General features: G+C 72.0%; 17 protein-coding genes. 8 read left to right on the top strand and 9 right to left on the bottom strand.

What is annotated here, in order from left to right; all coding sequences use genetic code 11:
* Window positions 1-48: 48 nt before the first annotated feature.
* From HA039_RS22825 to HA039_RS22805, 5 genes are all read right to left on the bottom strand, one after another.
* Window positions 49-3789 carry an ABC transporter ATP-binding protein gene (locus HA039_RS22825; protein ID WP_243869670.1) on the bottom strand — a complete coding sequence of 1247 codons (3741 nt, stop codon included), beginning with the start codon at window positions 3787-3789 and terminating at the stop codon, window positions 49-51.
* Window positions 3790-3936: 147 nt separating this feature from the next.
* Entirely contained in the window at window positions 3937-4902 is a 966-nt protein-coding gene (locus HA039_RS22820; RefSeq protein ID WP_167032893.1) for a serine hydrolase, read from the bottom strand.
* 151 nt (window positions 4903-5053) lie between these two features.
* Window positions 5054-6784 carry a thiamine pyrophosphate-binding protein gene (locus tag HA039_RS22815; protein WP_167037421.1) on the bottom strand — a complete coding sequence of 577 codons (1731 nt, stop codon included), beginning with the start codon at window positions 6782-6784 and terminating at the stop codon, window positions 5054-5056.
* Entirely contained in the window at window positions 6781-7767 is a 987-nt protein-coding gene (speB, locus tag HA039_RS22810; protein WP_167032891.1) for an agmatinase, read from the bottom strand. Before speB ends, HA039_RS22815 begins: the two co-directional genes overlap by 4 nt.
* Before the next feature lie 97 nt (window positions 7768-7864).
* A complete protein-coding gene (locus HA039_RS22805; protein ID WP_167032889.1) occupies window positions 7865-8425 on the bottom strand; it encodes an NADPH-dependent FMN reductase in 561 nt (186 codons plus the stop codon).
* A gap of 233 nt (window positions 8426-8658) precedes the next feature.
* Here HA039_RS22805 and HA039_RS22800 point away from each other — a divergent pair, with 233 nt between their 5' ends.
* Together HA039_RS22800 and HA039_RS22795 are read left to right on the top strand one after the other, a co-directional pair.
* Window positions 8659-9816 (top strand): acyl-CoA dehydrogenase family protein, encoded by a 1158-nt coding sequence (locus HA039_RS22800; protein ID WP_167032887.1) that lies wholly within the window; start codon window positions 8659-8661, stop codon window positions 9814-9816.
* A gap of 31 nt (window positions 9817-9847) precedes the next feature.
* Window positions 9848-10732 (top strand): acyl-CoA thioesterase, encoded by an 885-nt coding sequence (locus tag HA039_RS22795; RefSeq protein ID WP_167032885.1) that lies wholly within the window; start codon window positions 9848-9850, stop codon window positions 10730-10732.
* 47 nt (window positions 10733-10779) lie between these two features.
* Here the strand turns inward: HA039_RS22795 and HA039_RS22790 are convergent, their stop codons facing one another.
* Together HA039_RS22790 and HA039_RS22785 are read right to left on the bottom strand one after the other, a co-directional pair.
* The gene (locus HA039_RS22790; protein WP_167032883.1) at window positions 10780-11559 is read right to left on the bottom strand and encodes a phosphatase; all 780 of its coding nucleotides are present in this window, start codon (window positions 11557-11559) and stop codon (window positions 10780-10782) included.
* Window positions 11560-11574: 15 nt separating this feature from the next.
* Complete coding sequence (locus HA039_RS22785) at window positions 11575-12273, bottom strand: SACE_7040 family transcriptional regulator (protein WP_167032881.1); 699 nt, start codon at window positions 12271-12273, stop codon at window positions 11575-11577.
* A gap of 88 nt (window positions 12274-12361) precedes the next feature.
* Between HA039_RS22785 and HA039_RS22780 the strand changes: the two genes are divergently transcribed.
* The 5 genes from HA039_RS22780 to HA039_RS22760 all read left to right on the top strand — a co-directional run bounded on the left by HA039_RS22780 (window position 12362) and on the right by HA039_RS22760 (window position 18672).
* Entirely contained in the window at window positions 12362-13978 is a 1617-nt protein-coding gene (locus HA039_RS22780) for a carboxyl transferase domain-containing protein (RefSeq protein WP_167032879.1), read from the top strand.
* Between the two features lie 8 nt (window positions 13979-13986).
* The gene (locus HA039_RS22775; protein ID WP_167032877.1) at window positions 13987-16008 is read left to right on the top strand and encodes an acetyl/propionyl/methylcrotonyl-CoA carboxylase subunit alpha; all 2022 of its coding nucleotides are present in this window, start codon (window positions 13987-13989) and stop codon (window positions 16006-16008) included.
* Window positions 16005-16943 carry a hydroxymethylglutaryl-CoA lyase gene (locus HA039_RS22770; protein WP_167032875.1) on the top strand — a complete coding sequence of 313 codons (939 nt, stop codon included), beginning with the start codon at window positions 16005-16007 and terminating at the stop codon, window positions 16941-16943. The genes HA039_RS22775 and HA039_RS22770 overlap by 4 nt, the downstream gene beginning before the upstream one ends.
* An 8-nt stretch (window positions 16944-16951) precedes the next feature.
* Complete coding sequence (locus HA039_RS22765) at window positions 16952-18112, top strand: acyl-CoA dehydrogenase family protein (protein ID WP_167032873.1); 1161 nt, start codon at window positions 16952-16954, stop codon at window positions 18110-18112.
* A 104-nt stretch (window positions 18113-18216) separates the two neighbouring features.
* The gene (locus HA039_RS22760; protein WP_167032871.1) at window positions 18217-18672 is read left to right on the top strand and encodes a MarR family winged helix-turn-helix transcriptional regulator; all 456 of its coding nucleotides are present in this window, start codon (window positions 18217-18219) and stop codon (window positions 18670-18672) included.
* A gap of 30 nt (window positions 18673-18702) precedes the next feature.
* Here HA039_RS22760 and HA039_RS22755 read toward each other — a convergent pair whose 3' ends face one another.
* Entirely contained in the window at window positions 18703-19050 is a 348-nt protein-coding gene (locus HA039_RS22755; RefSeq protein ID WP_167032869.1) for a DUF1330 domain-containing protein, read from the bottom strand.
* A gap of 72 nt (window positions 19051-19122) precedes the next feature.
* On the opposite strand from HA039_RS22755, the gene HA039_RS22750 reads away from it, so the two are divergent.
* Complete coding sequence (locus HA039_RS22750) at window positions 19123-19785, top strand: YdcF family protein (protein WP_167032867.1); 663 nt, start codon at window positions 19123-19125, stop codon at window positions 19783-19785.
* Window positions 19786-19844: 59 nt separating this feature from the next.
* Here HA039_RS22750 and HA039_RS22745 read toward each other — a convergent pair whose 3' ends face one another.
* Complete coding sequence (locus HA039_RS22745; RefSeq protein WP_243869668.1) at window positions 19845-21527, bottom strand: beta-N-acetylhexosaminidase; 1683 nt, start codon at window positions 21525-21527, stop codon at window positions 19845-19847.
* Window positions 21528-21653: the final 126 nt, after the last annotated feature.

The following is a 21653-nucleotide window of genomic DNA, read 5'->3' as shown; positions in this document are numbered from 1 at the left end:
CGGCGAGGCCATGGCCCTCGCGGGCCGCCGCGTCACACCACCGCCGCCTCACACCACCGCCGCCGTCTCCTCCTCCTCGCCGATGAAGCTGCGCCACAGCTTGGCGTACCGGCCGTTCAGCGCGAGCAGTTCGCCGTGCGTGCCGTCCTCCACCACCTGCCCGTGGTCCATCACGACCACCCGGTCCGCGCGGGCCGCGGTGGTCAGCCGGTGGGCGACCACCAGCGTCGTACGGCGGCCGGTGAGGCGGTCGGTGGCCTGGTTGACCAGCGCCTCGCTCGCCAGGTCCAGCGCCGCCGTCGCCTCGTCCAGCAACAGGACGTCGGGGTCGACCAGTTCGGCACGCGCGAGGGCGATCAGCTGGCGCTGGCCCGCGGAGAGGTTACGGCCGCGCTCGGCCACCTCGTGCACGTAACCGCCCTCCAGCGTGGCGATCATCTCGTGGGCGCCGACCGCCCGGGCCGCCGCCTCCACCTGCGCGTCGGTCGCCTCGGGGCGGCCGTACGCGATCGCGTCGCGGATCGTCCCCGCGAAGAGGTACGCCTCCTGCGGGACCACGCCGAGCCGGTGGCGGTACGCCGTCAGGTCCAGGTCGCGCAGGTCCGTACCGTCCGCCGTGACCCGGCCGCCCGTCGGGTCGTAGAACCGCGCGACCAGCTTCACCAGCGTCGACTTGCCCGCGCCGGTCTCGCCGACGAACGCGACGGTCTGGCCCGCCGGGATCCGCAGGTCGACCCCCATCAGGGCGGCCTCGTCGGCCAGTTCACCGCTCTCGTCGGTGTACGCGAAGCTCACGTCCTCGAACGCGATCTCGCCGCGCAGCGACAGCACGTCGAGCGGTGCCTCGGACGCCGCCGTCGTGGTGGGCTCCCGCAGCAGCTCCTGGATGCGGCCCAGCGAGACGCTCGCCTGCTGGTAGCCGTCGAAGACCTGGGAGAGCTGCTGGACGGGGGCGAAGAACAGGTCGATGTAGAGGAGGTACGCGACCAGCGCGCCGGTCGTCAGCGTGCCGGCCTCCACCCGCCCCGCGCCGACGATCAGCACGGCCGCCGCCGCGACGGACGACAGCAGCTGGACGAACGGGAAGTACACCGAGATCAGCCACTGCCCGCGCACCCGGGCCTCGCGGTAGTGGTCGCTGCGGGCGGCGAAGCGCTCGGCGCCGTCCTGCTCGCGCCGGAACGCCTGGACGATCCGGAGCCCGGAGACGGACTCCTGGAGGTCGGCGTTGACGGCGCTGATGCGCTCACGGGCCAGTTCGTACGCCTTCACGCTCTTGCGCCGGAAGAAGACCGTGGCGACGAACAGGACCGGCAGGGTCGCGAAGACCACCAACGCCAGCTCCAGGTCGATCGCGAGGAGCACGACGAGGATGCCGAAGAAGGTGACGACGGAGACGAACGCGGTGACCAGCCCGGTCTGGAGGAACGTGGACAGCGCGTCCACGTCCGTGGTCATCCTGGTCATGATCCGGCCGGTCAACTCGCGCTCGTAGTAGTCGAGTCCGAGCCGCTGGAGCTGGGCGAAGATCTTCAACCGCAGGGAGTAGAGGACCCGTTCACCGGTACGCCCGGTCTTGCGCGTCTCGCCGATCTGCGCGAGCCACTGGACGGCGACGACCAGCAGGCCGAGGCCGGCGGCGACCCACACCGCGCCGAGGGCCAGGCGCTCGACGCCCTGGTCGATGCCGTGCCGGATGAGGACGGGCAGGGCCAGGCTCATCGCCGCGTCGACCGCGACGAGCGAGAGGCTGACCAGCAGCGGCAGCCCGAAGCCACGCAGCAGCCTGCGCAGTCCGTACGACTCCTCGGCGGCCACCGCGCGCGCCTCGTCGATCTCCGGGAGGTCGGTGGCCGGCGGCAACGCCTCGACCTGCGCGAGGAGTTCGGGGGTCGCGCCGGGGGCGGCGGACTCCTCGGCGATCTCGTCGCGTTCCCACAGGGCGGGCGTGATGCCGCGCTCCGCGTCGAACTCGGCGTCGATCTCCTCCTGTACGGAGCGGTCCTCGGGCACCTCCGCCGCGGGGACGGGCACGTGCCCCGGGGAGACCTCGCCCAACTCGTCCGGGTCGGTGAGCAGCTTCCGGTAGAGGGCGGAGCGCCGCTGGAGCTCGTCGTGCGTGCCGACGTCGGCGAGCCGGCCGCCGTCCAGCACGGCGATCCGGTCGGCGAGGTTCAGGGTGGAGCGGCGGTGGGCGATGAGGAGGGTCGTACGCCCGGCCATCACGCCGCGCAGCGCCTCGTGGATCTCGTGCTCGACGCGGGCGTCGACGGCGGAGGTCGCGTCGTCCAGGAGCAGCAGCCGGGGGTCGGTGAGGATCGCGCGCGCGAGGGCGACGCGCTGGCGCTGGCCGCCGGAGAGGGTGAGGCCCTGCTCCCCCACCTTGGTGTCGTATCCGTTGGGCAGGTCGGAGATGAAGTCGTGGGCCTGGGCGGCGCGGGTGGCCCGGAAGATCTCCTCGTCGGTGGCGTCGGGCTTCCCGTACGCGACGTTGGCGCGGACGGTGTCGGAGAACAGGAAGCTGTCCTCGGGGACGAGCCCGATGGCGGCGCGCAGGGAGTGGAAGGTCAGCTCGCGGACGTCGTGGCCGCCGACGAGGACCGCGCCGTGGTTCACGTCGTAGAAGCGCGGGACGAGCAGCGAGAGCGTGGACTTGCCGCTGCCGGAGGAGCCGACGACGGCGACGGTCTCGCCGGGGCTCATCTCCAGCGAGAAGCCGTCGAGGACGGTCCTGCCGTCGTCGTACGAGAAGGACACGTCGTCGAACTCGACGGAGGCCTCGGCGTCCGCCGGCAGCTCCTTGGTGCCGTCCTCCATCGTGGGCTCGGTGTCGATGAGCTCCAGGACGCGTTCCACACCGGCGCGGGCCTGCTGGCCGATGGTCAGGACGACGGCGAGCATCCGGACGGGGCCGACGAGCTGGGCGAGGTACGTGGAGAAGGCGACGAAGGTGCCGAGGGTGATCTGTCCCCGGGTGGCGAGCCAGCCGCCGAAGGCGAGCATCGCGACCTGCCCGAGGGCGGGGACGGCCTGGAGGGCGGGGGTGTAGCGGGCGTTGAGGCGGATCGTACGGAGGCGGCCGGCGAAGAGCTTGCGGCCGACCTCGCGGAGCTTGCCGGTCTCCTGGTCCTCCTGCCCGAAGCCCTTGACGACCCGGACGCCGGAGACTGCGCCGTCCACGACCCCGGCGACGGCGGCGGCCTGGGCCTGGGCGTACCAGGTGGCGGGGTGGAGGCGGGTGCGGCTGCGGCGGGCGATGAACCAGATGGCGGGGGCGACGGCGAGGGCGATGAAGGTGAGGGGCAGCGAGAGCCAGGCCATGATCCCGAGGGAGATCAGGAACAGCAGGACGTTGCCGATGGTCATCGGCAGCATGAAGAGCAGGCCCTGGATGAGCTGGAGGTCGCTGGTGGCGCGGCCGATGACCTGGCCGGTGGAGAGCTTGTCCTGCCGCCGCCCGTCGAGCCGGGAGATCGTGGCGTACATCTCCGTACGGAGGTCGTGCTGGACGTCGAGCGCGAGGCGCCCTCCGTAGAAGCGCCGTACGTAGGCGGAGACGTAGACGAGGAGCGCGGCCAGGATCAGCAGGCCGGTCCAGACGCCGAGGGAGCGGTGGCCGCCGCCGATGACGTCGTCGATGACGACCTTGGTGATCAGCGGGACGAAGGCCATCACGGCCATGCCGAGGAGCGACGATCCCAGGGCCAGGACCACGTTGCGGCGGTACCGCCACGCGTATCCGGTGAGCCGCCGTGCCCAGCTCCGCTCCGCCGCCACTGCCGCCGCCACTGATGCCTCCCGTTCGGCCGACCGACCTGATCTGCCGGAGTGCCCAACGCGCGCGGTCGCGGATTTCATCCCTCCGCAACAATCCGCCGGCCTTCGAACAGAGAAATGGGCCGCGCGTCCTAGGACGCGCGGCCCCTCACGTCCGGGTCAGCGGGTGGCGGGGACCGCCTCGCGGGCCGCCTTCTCCGGGGTGGCCGGGACCGCCTCGTACGGTGTCGAGGGCACCGAGTGGAGCGCGGTCTTGGCGGTGGTGGTGGCCGGGTTGAGGTCCTTGTGGACCGCCTTGGCCACCGCCTGGATGGTGTTCACGCCGTCGTTCATCGTCTTGTTGTCGTGCGTGAGCACGGTGATCATGTAGTTGTGGCCCTTGCCGGTGAAGGCGCCGATGCTGTGCACGCGCCACCCGTGGGTGGAGCGGGACAGCCAGCCGTTCTTGAGCTGGACGGTGGCGGTGGCCGGGGCCCCGGCCGGGACGCCCCAGCGCTGGGACGCGACGACCTTGTTCATCTTGCCCAGGATGTAGCTGCGCGAGTTGTCGCTCAGGACCGCGTTCTTCGCGGTGATCAGCGTCAGCAGCTGCTGCTCGTCGCGGGCGGTGATCTGCGTGAGCCCCCAGTAGCCGTCGGCGCCCGGTGTGGTCTGGGTCATGCCCGCGGCCTTGAGGAAGCCCTTGATCTTCGTCAGGCCGAGCTGCTTCCACAGGGTGCTGGTCGCCGCGTTGTCCGACTTGGTGATCATCGCCGTGGTGAGGTCGACCTCCTTCTTCGTGAGGAGGCGGTTCGTCTTCTTCGCGTCCCAGAGCAGGGTCGCGAGGACGGTCACCTTGACCACGCTGGCGGAGTCGAACTTCTGCGTCGCGCGGAGGTCGCAGCGCGTGTTGGTCGTGCGGTCGTACACCGCGATGGCGGTCGTCGACTTCCGGCCCTTGAGGGCCGCGGTGATGTCCTTGGAGAGCTTGGCGGCGAGGCCCGCCTTGCCCGAGGTGCAGGCGACCGTGGGAGTCGCGGCCGCGGCGGGCGCCGCGGCGGCGGCCACCGGCACGAGCACGCCCGCGGCCAGGGCCACGGAGAGCGCGGCACGGGCACGCCGGGATATTGGATGGTTGGTGGTCATGAGAGAGTTCCGCCCCCGTCTGTACGTGGTACGAGCGCGCTGTGCGGCGCACTCGCAGACATGACAGCCGGACGGGGGCGAATGGTTGTACGAAGCCCGAGCCCTTTACCGAACCGTGCCGGGGGGCGTCACCGGGCCGTACCGAGGTAGGTCATCGGGCCGTGTCGGTGTGCGTGGGGGCGAACATCCTCAGGCGGGCCGGGAGCACCACCACCGAGGGGCCGGGCGCCGCCAGGGCCTTGGCCAGGTCCTCGCGCAGGGATTCCGGGGTCGTACGGACCGCCGGGACGCCGAAGGACTCCGCGAGCGCCACGAAGTCGGGTCCCGTGAGGTCCGTCCCCATGGTCTCGCCGTACGCGTCGGTCAGGTACTCCCGCAGGATGCCGTAGCCGCCGTCGTCCACGATCAGCCAGGTGACCGGCAGCCCGTACTGGCGGGCGGTGGCCAGCTCGGCGATCGAGTACATCGCGCCGCCGTCGCCCGAGACCGCGAGGACGGGTTGCCCGGGGTCGGCCGCCGCCGCGCCGAGCGCCGCGGGGAAGGCGTAACCGAGGCCGCCCGAGCCCTGCGCCGAGTGCATCGGTCCCGGCCAGGCCGCCCAGGCCCAGTACGTGAGGATCGTCATGTCCCAGAAGCTGGCGGCGCGCGCGGGCAGGGCGTCCCGTACCGCCGCGAGGATCGCGCGCTCCGGTTCGAGGTGCTGGCCGGCGATCCGCTCCTCCACCGCGGCGAGGACCGCGCGGACCGCCGCGGCCGCCTCGGTGGGGTCGCGCCGGGAAGCGGTCCCCAGGGGCGCGGTCCCCGGGGTCGCGGGCTCCAGTTGTTCGGACTCCAGAAGCGCCGACAGCGCGGCCCTCGCGTCGGCGTGGATGCCCAGCGCGGGGTGGTTGGCCTCCAGCTTGCCGAGGTCCGCCTCGATCTGGATCACCCGGCCGCGCGGGGCGAACGTGTGATAGTTCGAGGACAGTTCGCCGAGGCCCGAGCCGACGACGAGCAGGACGTCCGCGTCCTCCAGGAAGTCCGTCGTGTGCCGGTCCTCGATCCAGGACCGCAGGGACAGCGGGTGCTCCCAGGGGAACGCGCCCTTGCCCCCGTACGTCGTGACGACCGGCGCGGCCAGCCTCTCCGCGAGCGCGCGCAGCTTGCCCGCCGCGTCGGCCCTGACGACCCCGCCGCCCGCGACGATCACCGGGCGGGCCGCGCCGGCCAGCAGGTGGGCCGCGACGGCGGTCAGTTCGGGGCGCGGTACGAGCTCGCGCGGGGTGGCGTCGACGGCGGTGACGGGCGGCAGGGTCGTGGGCGCGGCCAGCACGTCCGCCGGGATCTCCACCCAGACGGGGCCGTGCGGGGCGGTGAGCGCGGACTCCCAGGCGGCGGCGATCGCGGACGGGATCTGCGAAGCCGTACGGACGAGGTGTACGGACTTCACGACGTCGCGGAACGACGCCTGCTGGTCGCGCAGTTCGTGGAGGTAGCCGTGGCGTCCGCCGCCGAGGCCGGCGCGCGGCACCTGGCCGGAGATCGCCAGGACGGGCGCGGACGCGGCGGCGGCCTCCTGGAGCGCGGCGAGGGAGGTGAGGGCGCCGGGGCCGGTGGAGAGCAGGAGCGGGGCGACCTCGCCGGTGGTACGGCCGTAGGCGTCGGCGGCGAAGCCCGCGTTGTTCTCGACCCGCAGGCCGACGTAGGCCAGCGGGGAGCGGCGCAGGGCGTCGAACACGGCGAGGGCGTGCTGTCCCGGCAGACCGAAGACGGTGGTCGCGCCGAGCCCGTACAGCGTCTCGGTCACCAGGTCGCCGCCGGTGCGGCCGGCGGGCGGGGAGAGCGCGGCGGCGAGCTGGGCGGGGGTGAGGCGGGGGGTCTCGTGGTCGTGGTCGTGCATCAGAGCGCGCCCGCGCCCGGGTCGCGGGCCTCCGCGATCTGGCGGGACATGATCGTCGTCAATTCGTACGCCGTGTGCGAGGCGGCGACGGACGTGATCTCGGCGTGGTCGTACGCGGGCGCGACCTCCACGACGTCCGCGGAGACCAGCCGGCAGGAGGCGAGCCCGCGCACGATCTCCAGCAGTTCGCGGGAGGTGAGCCCGCCGGCCTCGGGGGTGCCGGTGCCGGGGGCGTGCGCCGGGTCCAGCACGTCGATGTCCACGGAGATGTAGAGCGGGCGGTCCCCGACGCGCTGCCGCAGCTGGTCGGTGATCTCGTCGACGCCGCGCCGCATGACGTCGGCCGAGGTGACGATCCCGAAGCCCATCTTGGTGTCGTCGTCCAGGTCCTTCTTGCCGTACAGGGGGCCGCGGGTGCCGACGTGGGAGAGCGCCTCCGTGTCGAGGATGCCCTCCTCGACCGCGCGGCGGAACGGGGTGCCGTGGGTGTAGGCGGCGCCGAAGTACGTGTCCCAGGTGTCGAGGTGGGCGTCGAAGTGGAGCAGCGCGACGGGCCCGTGCTTCCTGGCGACGGCCCGCAGCAGCGGCAGGGCGATGGTGTGGTCGCCGCCGAGCGTCATCAGCCGGGCGCCGGTCCCGAGCAGGTCGTCGGCCGCCGCCTCGATCGTGTCCACGGCCTCGTCGATGTGGAAGGGGTTCGCGGCGATGTCGCCGGCGTCGGCGACCTGCGCGAGCGCGAACGGTGAGGCGTCCTGCGCGGGGTTGTAGGGGCGCAGGAGCCGGGAGGCCTCGCGGATGGCGTTGCCGCCGAAGCGGGCGCCGGGGCGGTAGGAGACCCCGGAGTCGAAGGGCACGCCGACGACGGCGACGTCGGCCCGGCCGCCCACCTCGTCGAGCCGCGGCAGCCGGGCGAACGTGGCGGGCCCGGCGTACCGCGGGATGCGGGACGAGTCGACGGGGCCGCGCGGCTGCTCGGTGCTGCTCATCCGAAATGCCTTTCTTCGTACGATCGGGGGGTGCCGGCCGACCGTACCAAGCGACCGGCACCGCCTCCTAAGGACGGACCACGCAATCCGGAGCGGACTACGGCGTCCGCAGCGGCTTGAGCGCGCCGCCCCAGGCGATCACCTGGTCGAGGACCGTGTTGAGGGCCTCCTCGCGGCGGGGCGACGGCTTGAGGACGTAGTAGTTCTCGAAGTCCGCGTACGAGTCGAGGGCGACCTGCGCGCGGACCGTCGCGACCTGGAGCTCGGCGAGGGCCAGCCGCAGGTGCTCGACGGCGCGGATCCCGCCGGCGGCGCCGTAACTCACGAATCCCGCGACCTTGTTGTTCCACTCGGCGTACAGGAAGTCGAGGGCGTTCTTCAGCCCGGCGGGGACCGAGTGGTTGTACTCGGGGGTGACGAAGACGAACGCGTCGAAGCCCGCGATCGTCGCGGCCCAGTCCTTGGTGTGCTGCTGGGCGTACTGGGCGACGGCCGGGGGCGCGCCCTCGTCCAGCAGGGGCAGCCCGACCTCCGCGAGGTCGATGAGGGTGAACGCGGCGTCGCTGCGCTTGTTCGCGACCTCCATCACCCACTTCCCGACGATCTCGCCGACGCGGTTGGGGCGGGTGCTGCCGATGATGACGGCGATCTTCAGCATGGACGTCCTTTTCGGTCGCTCTGATGTGGAATGTCTCCTATCACCCACTTAAGCAGGCCGGGTGGTGACACGGCTCACGCGGGCCCGGAGCGCGTTGCGCCCGACCGCCCTGGACACCCTCGCGAACCCCCCGGTAACTTAAATTGAGCAAGCGCTTAGGAACGGACATGAGCGCTCAGGGAATTGAGTCGGGGCCGCGCCGAGGGGCGGCAGCCGCAGAGGGAGGGCCCGCCGTGCGCCGTACCGTGTACAACGAGGACCACGAGGCGTTCCGGGAGACCATCCGCGCCTTCGTCGAGGCCGAGGTCGTTCCCGTCCACGACGAGTGGCTGGCGGCGGGCCAGGCTCCCCGCGACTTCTACTACAAGCTCGGCGAGCTGGGCATCTTCGGGATCGAGGTCCCCGAGGAGTACGGCGGCGCGGGCGAGGAGTCGTTCAAGTTCCAGGCCGTCATCTCCGAGGAGTGCGCCCGCGCGGGTGTGTCCTTCGGCGGCTCCGGCGTCCATGTCGCGCTCTGCCTGCCGTACTTGAAGGCGTACGCGACCGACGAGCAGAAGAAGCGCTGGCTGCCCGACTTCGTCAGCGGCCGGACGATGTACGCGATCGCCATGACCGAGCCGGGCACGGGCTCCGACCTGGCCGGCATGAAGACGACCGCCCGGCTCTCCGAGGACGGCTCGCACTACGTCCTCAACGGCGCGAAGACGTTCATCACCGGCGGCGTGCACGCCGACCGGGTCATCGTCTGCGCCCGTACCGCCCCCGCGACGCCCGAGGACCGCCGCTTCGGCATCTCGCTGCTGGTCGTGGACACCAAGTCGGAGGGGTACGCGGTCGGCCGCAAGCTCGACAAGCTGGGCCTGAGGACGTCCGACACCGCCGAACTGTCCTTCACGGACGTCAAGGTGCCGGTGGACGACCTGCTCGGCGAGGAGAACAAGGGCTTCTCCTACCTCGGCCAGAACCTCCCGCAGGAGCGCCTGGGCATCGCCGTGGGCGCGTACGCGCAGGCCGCCGCGGCCGTGCGGTTCGCCCAGTTGTACGTCCAGGACAGGACCGTGTTCGGCAAGACCGTCGCGTCCTTCCAGAACACCAAGTTCGAACTGGCCGCCTGCAAGGCCGAGGTGGACGCGGCGGAGGCCGTCGTCGACCGCGCGCTGGAGGCCCACGACCTGGGCGAGCTGACGGCCGCCGAGGCCGCGTCGGCGAAGCTCTTCACCACCGAGGTCGCCCACCGCGTGATCGACAAGTGCCTCCAGCTGCACGGCGGCTACGGGTACATGAACGAGTACCCGATCGCCCGGCTCTACGCCGACAACCGGGTGAACCGCATCTACGGCGGCACCAGCGAGGTCATGAAGATGATCATCGCGAAGTCGATGGGTCTGTAGAGAGGGCTCATGAGTCCCCAGGACACGTCCCATGAGTGAGGAGCCCGGCGCTCTGGAGGACCTGCTCGATCTGCTCGACCTGGAGCGGATCGAGCGGGACATCTTCCGCGGGGTGAGCCGGTCGGCCGTCGTCCCCCGCGTCTTCGGCGGCCAGGTGGCCGCCCAGGCGCTGGTGGCGGCGGGCCGTACCGTCCCCGAGGACCGCGGCGCCCACTCCCTGCACGCGTACTTCCTGCGCCCCGGCGACCCCGGCGCGCCTATCGTCTACAACGTCGACCGCATCAGGGACGGGCGCTCCTTCACCACGCGCCGGGTCGTCGCCGTCCAGCACGGGCAGCCGATCTTCCACCTCTCGGCCTCCTTCCAGCTGGCCGAGGAGGGCTTGGAGCACCAGGCGCGGATGCCGGACGCGCCGGACCCGGAGACGCTCCCGACGGCCGCCGAGATGCTGCCGCGGTACGCGGACCGGTTCGTCGACCCGAGCGTCGTGGACCGGCTGCTGGTGGCGCGGGGGGCGGTCGACCTGCGGTACGTGGACGCGCCTCCGTACGGCTCCGTGGGCGCCCCGCGCGAGCCGCGCTCGCAGGTGTGGTTCCGTACGGCCGGGAAGCTCTCCGACGACCCGCTGCTGCACGTCTGCCTGGCCACGTACGTCTCCGACATGACCCTGCTCGACTCGATCCTGCTGGCCCACGGGCGGGGCGGCTGGGCGGTCGGGGACGTGGTGGGCGCGAGCCTGGACCACGCGATGTGGTTCCACCGCCCGTTCCGCGCGGACGAGTGGCTGCTGTACGACCAGGAGTCGCCGTCGTCGTCCGGCGGCCGGGGGCTGGGGCAGGCCCGGATCTACACCCGCGACGGCGCCCTGGCGATCTCGGTGATCCAGGAGGGCCTGATCCGCACGCCGCGTGACTGAGCGCGCGTCTTCCTGAGGAGGACCGCGCCCGGCGCCCCTCCCCCGGCTCAGATCAGGCCGGCCTCGTTGAGCAGGTACGCCGTCATCGGGTCGTAGAAGCGCGGGTCCGTCACGTGGTCGTCCAGCGGGACGGTCACCTGGAGCGTGCCCTCGGCCTCGCCGATGAACAGCGCCGGGTCGTTGCAGTCCGCGTACCCGATCGAGTCCAGCCCGCGCTGGCCCGCGCACCCCGCCCAGCCGTGGTCCGCGAGGACCAGGTCCGGCAGCGGACGCCCCTCGCGCTCCAGGCCGTCCAGGATCGCCCGCATCGGCTCGGGCGAGTGGGTGTGCCACAGGGTCGCGCCGCGCTCCAGCACGGCCACGTCGGCGAACTGGAAGACCATGCCCTCGTCGGCGGTCAGGCCGCCGGGGATCCGTACGATCTCGCACCCCGCGCCGCGCAGCGCGTCGGCCGTCTGCCGGTGGACGTCCAGCAGGCCGCCGGGGTGGCCGGTGGCGAAGAGGACGCTCTCCCGGCCCGAGGCCGCCTTGCGCAGGCGCGCCGCCATCCGCTCCAGGGCGTCGACGGTCAGCTCGGGGTCGATGGTGTCCTGTCCCGCCCGGTGCTCCGGGTCGTCGCTGACGCCGCACCGCTCGGCCATCACGGCGAGCACGTCCTGCTCGTCGGTCCAGCGGTCCCCCAGCTCCAGCCCGAGCCAGTAGTGGCGGTCACCGTTGGCGAGCTTGCGGTAGTGCGAGAGGTTGTTGTCGCGGGGCGTGGCGACGTCTCCCGCGATCCGGGTGCGGACGAGGTGGTCGACAAGGGCGGCGCGGCTCGGTATCGGCATAAGCCCATTGTGCCGTCAGGTGTACGGGCTGTGCCCCTCGTCCCGGTTCCTGGACAGGTCGGACAGGTCGCCGTCCGGTTCGCCCAGCGCGGCGAAGGCGCCGTGGGCCAGGCGGCGCAGCAGCGATTCCATCGCCGCGCGGCCCGGCAGGCCTGTCCCGTACGAGCCGAGGTGCGGGGTGGAGTTCAGCAGGCCGAAGACGGCGTGGACGGCGCCGCGCGCCTGGGCCTCCGGGACGTCGGGGTGGACTTCCCGTACGACTCCGACCCACAGCTCCACGTACTGGCGCTGGAGCTGGCGCACCAGCTTGCGGTCGCTGTCCCTGAGGCGGTCCAGCTCGCGGTCGTGGAGGGTGATCAGCGGGCGGTCGTCGAGGGCGAAGTCGATGTGGCCGTCGATCAGCGAGGCCAGGACGGCGGCGGGGTCGGCGGGCACGGGTGTCACGCCGGGCGCCCCGAGCGGCCCGGTGGCGGCCCCCGCGCCCCGTACCCGCTGCCTGCCGCCCTCCAGCAGCCGGCCGCTGATGCCGACCAGCAGCTCGGCGAGCATGGCGTCCTTGCCCGCGAAATGGCGGTACAGGCCCGGTCCGCTGATGCCGACGGCGGCCCCTATCTCGTCCACGCCGACGCCGTGGAACCCACGCTCGGCGAAGAGGCGGGCCGCCTCTTTGAGGATCTGCTCGCGGCGGGTCGGGGCCGCGGTCCTGGTGCTCATGGGAAATCATTCTAGACAGACGTGTTAGCGGTCGTTAACCTGGACGAAAACGTTAACGCTCACTAACCCAGCGAGGGAGCTACGAGCGATGCGGCAGGCACCTGTGCTGGCGAGCACGGCGGATCCGTCCGCCGAGGCCTGGCGGGCCAACGAGAGCGCCCACGAAGAGCTGGCCGACGGCCTGCGCGCCCGGCTGGCGGCGGCCCGGCTCGGCGGCGGCGAGAAGGCCCGCGCGCGGCACACGGCGCGCGGCAAGCTGCTGCCGCGCGACCGCGTGGACACGCTGCTGGACCCCGGTTCACCCTTCCTGGAGCTGGCGCCGCTGGCGGCGGAGGGGATGTACGGGGGCGCGGCGCCGGCCGCCGGGGTGATCGCCGGGATCGGGCGGGTCAGCGGCCGTGAGGCGGTGATCGTCGCCAACGACGCCACGGTCAAGGGCGGCACGTACTACCCGATGACGGTGAAGAAGCACCTGCGCGCCCAGGAGATCGCGCTCGAGAACCGGCTGCCGTGCCTGTACCTGGTGGATTCGGGCGGCGCCTTCCTCCCGATGCAGGACGAGGTCTTCCCCGACCGGGACCACTTCGGGCGGATCTTCTACAACCAGGCGCGGATGTCCGCCGCGGGGATCCCGCAGATCGCCGCCGTGCTCGGCTCGTGCACGGCCGGCGGGGCGTACGTACCGGCGATGAGCGACGAGGCGGTCATCGTCCGCGGCCAGGGCACGATCTTCCTCGGCGGCCCCCCGCTGGTGAAGGCGGCGACGGGCGAGGTCGTGACGGCCGAGGAGCTGGGCGGCGGCGAGGTCCATTCCCGTACGTCGGGGGTCACGGACCATCTCGCGGAGGACGACGCGCACGCGCTGCGCATCGTCAGGACGATCGTCTCGACGCTCCCCGCGCGCGGCGCGTTCCCCTGGGACGTCGAGCCGGTCGAGGAGCCCAAGGTGGACCCGGCGGGGCTGTACGGCGCGGTGCCGGTCGACTCCCGTACGCCCTACGACGTCCGCGAGGTCATCGCGCGGATCACGGACGGCTCGCGGTTCGCGGAGTTCAAGGCCGAGTTCGGTACGACGCTGGTGACGGGCTTCGCGCGGATCCACGGGCATCCGGTCGGGATCGTCGCCAACAACGGCATCCTCTTCTCCGAATCGGCCCAGAAGGGCGCGCACTTCATCGAGCTGTGCGACCAGCGCGGCATCCCGCTGCTCTTCCTCCAGAACATCTCGGGGTTCATGGTCGGCCGGGCGTACGAGGCCGGCGGCATCGCCAAGCACGGCGCGAAGATGGTCACGGCCGTGGCGAGCACCCGCGTGCCGAAGCTGACGGTCGTGGTCGGCGGGTCGTACGGGGCGGGCAACTACTCGATGTGCGGCCGGGCGTACTCCCCCCGCTTCCTGTGGATGTGGCCCAACGCCAAGATCTCCGTGATGGGCGGCGAGCAGGCGGCCTCCGTGCTGGCGACAGTCAAGCGCGACCAGCTGGAGGGCCGCGGCGAGGAGTGGCCGGCCGCCGAGGAGGAGGCCTTCAAGGACCCGATCCGCGCCCAGTACGAGACCCAGGGCAGCGCCTACTACGCGACGGCCCGCCTCTGGGACGACGGCGTGATCGACCCGATGGAGACCCGCCAGGTGGTGGGTCTTGCCCTGACCGCGTGTGCCAACGCCCCGCTGGGTGAGCCCGGCTTCGGCGTCTTCCGGATGTGAGGGTGGGAATGTTCGACACGGTTCTGATCGCCAACCGCGGCGAGATCGCGGTGCGCGTCATCCGCACGCTGCGCCGGCTCGGGGTGCGCTCGGTCGCGGTGTTCAGCGACGCCGACGCGGACGCGCGGCATGTGCGGGAGGCCGACACGGCCGTCCGGATCGGCCCCGCCGCGGCCGCGGAGAGCTACCTGTCCGTGGACCGGCTGCTGGAGGCTGCGGCGCGCACGGGCGCGCAGGCGGTCCACCCGGGATACGGCTTCCTCGCGGAGAACGCGGAGTTCGCGCGGGCGTGCACGGCCGCGGGCCTGGTCTTCATCGGGCCGCCCGCCGACGCGATCGCGCTGATGGGCGACAAGATCCGGGCGAAGGAGACGGTACGGGCGGCGGGCGTCCCGGTCGTTCCGGGGTCGTCGGGCAGCGGGCTGACGGACGACGAGCTGGCCTCCGCCGCCCTTGAGATCGGCATGCCGGTGCTGCTCAAGCCCTCGGCGGGCGGGGGCGGCAAGGGCATGCGGCTGGTGCGGGCGGAAGCCGCGCTGGCGGAGGAGATCGCGGCGGCGCGGCGCGAGGCCCGCTCGTCCTTCGGGGACGACACGCTGCTGGTGGAGCGGTGGGTGGACCGCCCGCGCCACATCGAGATCCAGGTCCTCGCGGACGGGCACGGGAACGTGATCCATCTCGGCGAGCGCGAGTGCTCGCTCCAGCGCCGCCACCAGAAGGTCATCGAGGAGGCGCCCTCGGTCCTGCTGGACGCGGGGACGCGCGCGGCGATGGGCGAGGCGGCGGTCCAGGCGGCCCGCTCGTGCGGGTACGCGGGCGCGGGCACGGTCGAGTTCATCGTGCCGGGCGGCGACCCGGGGTCGTACTTCTTCATGGAGATGAACACCCGCCTCCAGGTCGAGCACCCGGTGACGGAGCTGGTCACGGGCCTGGACCTGGTGGAGTGGCAACTGCGGGTCGCGGCCGGCGAGGCACTGCCCTTCGCGCAGGAGGACATCACGCTCACCGGGCACGCGGTGGAGGCCCGTATCTGCGCCGAGGACCCGTCGCGCGGCTTCCTCCCCACCGGGGGTACGGTCCTGTCGCTGCGCGAGCCGGCGGGCGACGGCGTCCGCACGGACTCGGGGCTGAGCGAGGGCACGGACGTCGGCAGCGCGTACGACCCGATGCTCTCCAAGGTCATCGCGTACGGCCCCGACCGGGCCACGGCCCTGCGGCGGCTGCGCGCGGCCCTCGCCGACACGGTCACGCTGGGTGTGACGACCAACGCCGGTTTCCTCAGGCGCCTGTTGGCCCACCCGTCGGTGGTGGCGGGCGACCTGGACACGGGCCTGGTGGAGCGGGAGGTGGCGGGCCTGCTGCCGGCCGGGGTCCCTGCGGAGGTGTACGCGGCGGCGGCCGCCGTACGCCAGGCCGGGCTGGAACCGCCCGCGTCCGGAGGATGGGTGGACCCCTTCTCCGTACCGAGCGGCTGGCGCCTGGGCGGCACACCGGCCCCGGTCGTCCATCCGCTGCGGGTCGCCGGGCTCGAACCGGCGCTGCACGAGGCGCTCCCCGCGGACCGCTTCCGGGTGGAGCCGGACCGGGTCACGGTCACCGTCGACAGCGTGACCCACACCTTCCACCGGGCGGGTACGTGGCTCGGGCGCGACGGCGACAGCTGGAACGTGACGGACCACGACCCCGTCACGGCCGCGCTCCTGGGCGCCGCCGGGGCGGGCGGGACGCACTCGCTCACGGCGCCGATGCCCGGGACGGTCACGGTGGTGAAGGTGGCGGTCGGGGACGAGGTCACCACGGGGCAGAGCCTCCTGGTGGTCGAGGCGATGAAGATGGAGCACGTCATCTCCGCCCCGCACGACGGCACGGTCACCGAGCTGGACGTGACGCCGGGGGCGACGGTCGCGATGGACCAGGTGCTGGCGGTGGTGACGCCGCCGGAGGCCGCTCCGCCCGAGGTCCCGTCCGGTGCCACCTCGACGTCCGGCGCCGTCCCGACGTCCGGTGCCACCCCGCAGGAGGAGTCATGACCGAAGGACTGCCCATGGCCGTTCCCGCGCCGGGGTTGCCGGCCCGGGTCCGGATCCACGAGGTCGGCGCGCGCGACGGCCTCCAGAACGAGAAGACGGTCGTCCCGACCGCGCTCAAGGCGGAGTTCGTCCACCGCCTCGCCGACGCCGGGCTGACCACCATCGAGGCCACCAGCTTCGTGCACCCCAAGTGGGTGCCCCAACTGGCCGACGCCGAGGAGCTGTTCCCCCAGCTCGCCGACCTCGACGGCGTCGCGCTCCCCGTCCTCGTACCGAACGAACGCGGCCTCGACCGCGCGCTCGCCCTCGGCGCCCGCCGGATCGCCGTGTTCGGCAGCGCCACCGAATCCTTCGCCCGGGCCAACCTCAACCGCACGGTCGACGAGTCCCTGGCGATGTTCGCCCCCGTCGTGGCCCGCGCCCGCGAGGAGAAGGTCCACGTCCGCGGGTATCTGTCGATGTGCTTCGGCGACCCCTGGGAGGGTCCCGTCCCCGTGCGCCAAGTGGTGCGCGTGGCCAAGGCGTTGATGGACCTCGGCTGCGACGAGCTGAGCCTCGGCGACACCATCGGCGTCGCCACGCCCGGCCACGTCCAGGCCCTCCTCGCCCAGCTCGACGAGGAAGGTGTGCCGACCGACGCCATCGGGGTGCACTTCCACGACACGTACGGCCAGGCGCTCTCGAACACCCTGGCCGCGCTCCAGCTCGGGGTGACCACCGTGGACGCCTCGGCGGGCGGCCTGGGCGGCTGCCCGTACGCGAAGAGCGCCACCGGAAACCTCGCCACCGAAGACCTCGTGTGGATGCTCGACGGCCTCGGTGTGGAAACCGGCGTCGATCTCGGCCGGCTCACCGCCACCAGTGTGTGGCTGGCCGAACGGCTGGGCCGCCCCAGCCCTTCCCGTACCGTCCGCGCCCTCTCCCACAAGGAGTGACTGCCCCGATGTCCCTGGACCACCGGCTCTCCGCCGAACACGAGGAACTGCGCCGCACCGTCGAGCAGTTCGCGCACGACGTCGTCGCGCCCAAGATCGGCGACTTCTACGAGCGGCACGAGTTCCCGTACGAGATCGTCCGCGAGATGGGGCGCATGGGCCTGTTCGGGCTGCCCTTCCCGGAGGAGTACGGCGGCATGGGCGGCGACTACCTCGCCCTCGGCATCGCCCTGGAGGAGCTGGCCCGGGTGGACTCCTCCGTGGCGATCACCCTGGAGGCGGGCGTCTCCCTCGGCGCGATGCCGGTCTTCCGGTTCGGCACGGACGAGCAGAAGCGGGAGTGGCTGCCGCGGCTGTGCTCGGGCGAGCTGCTCGGCGCGTTCGGCCTGACCGAGCCCGACTGCGGGTCGGACGCGGGCGGGACGCGCACCACGGCCGTCCGGGACGGCGACGAGTGGGTGATCAACGGCACGAAGTGCTTCATCACCAACTCCGGCACGGACATCACCGGGCTGGTCACGGTCACGGCCGTCACCAGCCGCAAGGAGGACGGCCGCCCGCTGATCTCCTCGATCATCGTCCCGTCCGGCACCCCCGGCTTCACGGTCGCCGCCCCCTACTCCAAGGTCGGGTGGAACGCGTCCGACACCCGCGAGCTGTCCTTCGCGGACGTCCGGGTCCCGGTGGCGAACCTGCTCGGCGAGGAGGGCCGGGGGTACGCGCAGTTCCTCCGCATCCTCGACGAGGGCCGGATCGCGATCTCGGCCCTCGCGACGGGCCTGGCGCAGGGCTGCGTGGACGAGTCGGTGACGTACGCGAAGGAGCGCCACGCCTTCGGGCGCCCGATCGGCGCCAACCAGGCCATCCAGTTCAAGATCGCGGACATGGAGACACGCGCGCACATGGCGCGGATCGGCTGGCGCGACGCGGCGTCCCGCCTGGTGCAGGGCGAGCCGTTCAAGAAGGAGGCGGCGGTGGCGAAGCTCTACTCCTCGACGGTCGCCGTCGACAACGCCCGGGATGCCACGCAGATCTTCGGCGGGTACGGCTTCATGAACGAGTACCCGGTGGCCCGCATGTGGCGCGACTCCAAGATCCTGGAGATCGGCGAGGGCACGAGCGAGGTCCAGCGCATGCTGATCGCCCGGGAGTTGGGCCTCCCGTCCTGACCCCACGTCCTCTTGACCTCAAGCGAGGCTGAGGTTCTACGTTCGTCCTCACCGGCCGGGACGTCACCGGCATCCGGATCTTCCGACGGTGAGGACGAACGACCATGGAGTACTCGCACAGCGACGAAGAGCTGCTCACCCAACCGATCGGCTACTGGAGCACGACCGCCGGGAACGCGGTCGTGACCGCCATCCGCGAAGGCCTGGCGCCGTTCGGCGTCACCCAGCCCCAGTGGTGGATCTTGGGCCAACTGGCAACCGGCGAGAACGGCCGCTCCCGCGACGAGGTGCTGTCGGTCCTGTGGGGCTACCTGGACGTGGGCGAAGCCCTCGTACCGGAGATGGACGCCCTCCTCGACCGAGGCCTGATCACCCCGGACGCGGAGGGGCGCCTGCACCTGACGGCGGAGGGAGACGAGCTCTTCCAGAAGTGCGCGTCGTTCCAGAGGTCGATGCGGGAACGGGTGCACAAGGACATCACCAACGAGGAGTACGTGGTCACCCTCAAGGTGCTCCAACGCATGATCCACAACGTGGGCGCCAAGGCCTGGCACCACTAGAGCACCCCAAACTGGCCCCATCCCCGCGACCTACTCGGCAGGCAACGCTTCCCGCATGGCGCGGGCGGTGACAGCCGGGTCGTACCCCTCGGGAACGCCCTCGACCAGGATGATGTCGCCCTTGATGTGCCGCGAGCGCAGGGGCGCGATCTCCTGGTACGCGGCCGAGTCCCACCAGTCCCGCGCCTCCGCGATCCCGGGAAAGCCGATGACCACGACGTGCCCGGGCCAGCTCCCCTCCTTCACCTCGTGCTGCGCGGCGTGCACAAGGAATCGCCCACCGTACGGCTCGAAGGTGCCGGCGACACGCTCGATGTACTCGAGAATCTCAGGCACGGGTGCGGCCTCTTGCAGGTGAGCTATGGCATAGGCGGGCATGGCGTCCTTCCAGTCGGTCGGGCTCCGTACCCACCCGATCATGGCACGCAACCCCCGCTGTCAGGAGGCGAATTGATCTCGGCGCAGGACTGGGCGGATGCGCGGTGCGTGTGGGGTTATCACCTCATGGGGCATGAGCCGCGGGCCTGTTCGGTGGTCGTGGGGCTGGGGAGCCATGACCTGGGGGTGGCCGATGCCGCTGTGGGGCTCTATCGGCGGGGGATGGCGCCGCTCATCGTGTTCACCGGTGCGACGAGTCCGACCACGCGGGAGCGCATGCCTCGTGGTGAAGCCGTCCACTATCGGGAGCGGGCGCTTGCGCTCGGGGTGGCCGGGGCGGACGTGTTGGTGGAGAACCGTGCGCGTAACACGGGGGAGAACATCCGCTTCTCGCGGGCTCTGTTGGAGGAGGCGGGCGTTGAGGTTTCGTCCGTGCTGTTGGTCAGCAAGCCGTACGAGGAGCGGCGCGTGTATGCCACTGCGAGCAAGTTGTGGCCCGGGGTGGACCTCGTGAGTGCGTCGAGTCCTCTGTCCTTCGAGGAGTACGTGGCCTCGATCGGGGACGAGCGGTTGGTGATCGACATGCTCGTCGGGGCGTTGCAGCGGTTGTTGGTCTATCCGGGGCGGGGGTTCATGACGCCTCAGGTTGTCCCCGGGGAGGTGACGGGTGCGTACGAGCGGCTGTGTCGTGCGGGGTTCACCGGTCGGCTCGTGGTGGAGGGGCGGAGTGGGTGACGGGGGGTGTGGCGCTTTGCCCCCGTCACCCTGTTCCTCCTCAGCTCAGGACGCGGAACTCACTCCGCCGACCACGGCACCTGCGGGGAGCGGTAGTAGTCGATGCCCAGTGCCTCCATCCGGGGGCCCTGGGACGCCAGTCGGGCCTTGAAGGCCGACCAGTCGTGCGTGGACGCCGGGGACCAGCCCAGTTCGGCCACCCCCTGGAGCCTCGGGAACGTCATGGTCTCCAGGTGGTCGCTCGTCGAGAGCGTCTCCGTCCATACGGGCGCCTCCACACCGAGGATCGCGTCCGACGGCACCCCCGAGGCGGCGAGGTACGTCGCCGGGTCCCAGTCGTACGCCCGGTCCACCTCGATGTACCCGGCCCAGGTCTGGCCGAGCACGGTCGACGGGTCGTACTTCATGTCCAGGTAGACCCGGTCCGCCGGCGAGAGCACCAGCCGCGTGCCGGCCTTCGCCGCCGCCGCGACCTGTTCGCGCACGGAGGCACTCGTACGGTCGCGGCCCCAGTACTGCGCGACGGCCCCCTCGACGGGGTGGGCGCCGGTCAGCTCGTGCCAACCCATCACCGTCTTCCCGTACTTCGCCACGACGGCCTGCGCCCGCTCCATGAAGGTCACGTAGTCCGCGTGGCTGGTGGCGTGCGTCTCGTCGCCGCCGATGTGGAGGTACCGGCCGGGCGTGAGCGCGGCCAGTTCGCGGACCACGTCGTCCACGAAGTCGTACGTCACCTCCTTCGGCACGCACAGCGAGCTGAACCCGACCTGGATGCCGGTGTAGAGCGGCGGGGCGACGCCGTCGCAGTTCAGTTGCGCGTACGAGGCGAGCGCCGCGTTCGTGTGGCCCGGCATGTCGACCTCGGGGACGACCTCCAGGTGGCGCGAGGCCGCGTAGGAGACCAACTCCCGGTACTGCGCCTTGGTGTAGTAGCCGCCCGGGCCGCCGCCGACCTGGGTGGAACCGCCGTACGTCGCCAGGCGCGGCCAGGAGTCGATCGCGATGCGCCACCCCTGGTCGTCGGAGAGGTGCAGATGCAGGGTGTTGACCTTGTAGAGCGCCAACTGGTCGATGTAGCGCTTCACTTGGGCGACTGTGAAGAAGTGCCGCGAGACGTCGAGCATCGCGCCGCGGTACGCGTACCGCGGGGTGTCCGTGATCGTGCCGCCCGCGACCTTCCACGGGCCGCTCTGCCGGCTGCTCTTCTCGACGGCGGCGGGGAGCAGTTGGCGCAGGGTCTGCACGCCGTGGAAGAGGCCGGCGGGGCGGTACGCGGTGATCGTGACGCCGCCGCGCCCGGACTCCAGGCGGTAGCCCTCCTCCCCGAGGTCCCGGTCAGCGGAGCGGGAGTCGGGTCCCGAGCCGGTGGCCAGACGCAGGCGGATGCCGCCTCCGGGGCCGATCCCCGGGTCGGGGACGACCGGCAGCGCGTATCCGGTGGAGGGGCGCAGCACACCGGCCAGGTACGTGCCGACCGAGCGCGCCGCCCGGGCCTGCCCCGGGGAGGCGACCACCCCGATCCAGGTGAAGGGGGTGATGGTGTACGGCGAGCCGCCCGGCCGGACGGACGCCGGTACGGGGACGACGTCACCCAGCGGGCGGATGGTGGGAGCCCGGGGGGCGGGAGGAGGAGTGGCGGACCGTTCGGAGGGCGCCGGCGCGGCGGCGACGGAGGAGATCCCGGCGGCCACGACAAGGAGGAGCGATCCGAACAACCGGGGCAACGTTCTGTGCTGTCTCACAAAGGTGTCCCTTCGACAGGGCGACGAGGTACTCACCTGTGGGGGTGCGGACGGCCGAACTCCTCCATGGGAACCGCCCATAACGGCGGCGGTCAAGACGTAGTGCCCGTGCCGGACCGTGATGGA

Source organism: Streptomyces liangshanensis, from assembly GCF_011694815.1.
In the GTDB taxonomy this organism is placed as follows: Bacteria; Actinomycetota; Actinomycetes; order Streptomycetales; family Streptomycetaceae; genus Streptomyces; species Streptomyces liangshanensis.
This window is presented reverse-complemented; position numbering and strand designations above follow the sequence as displayed.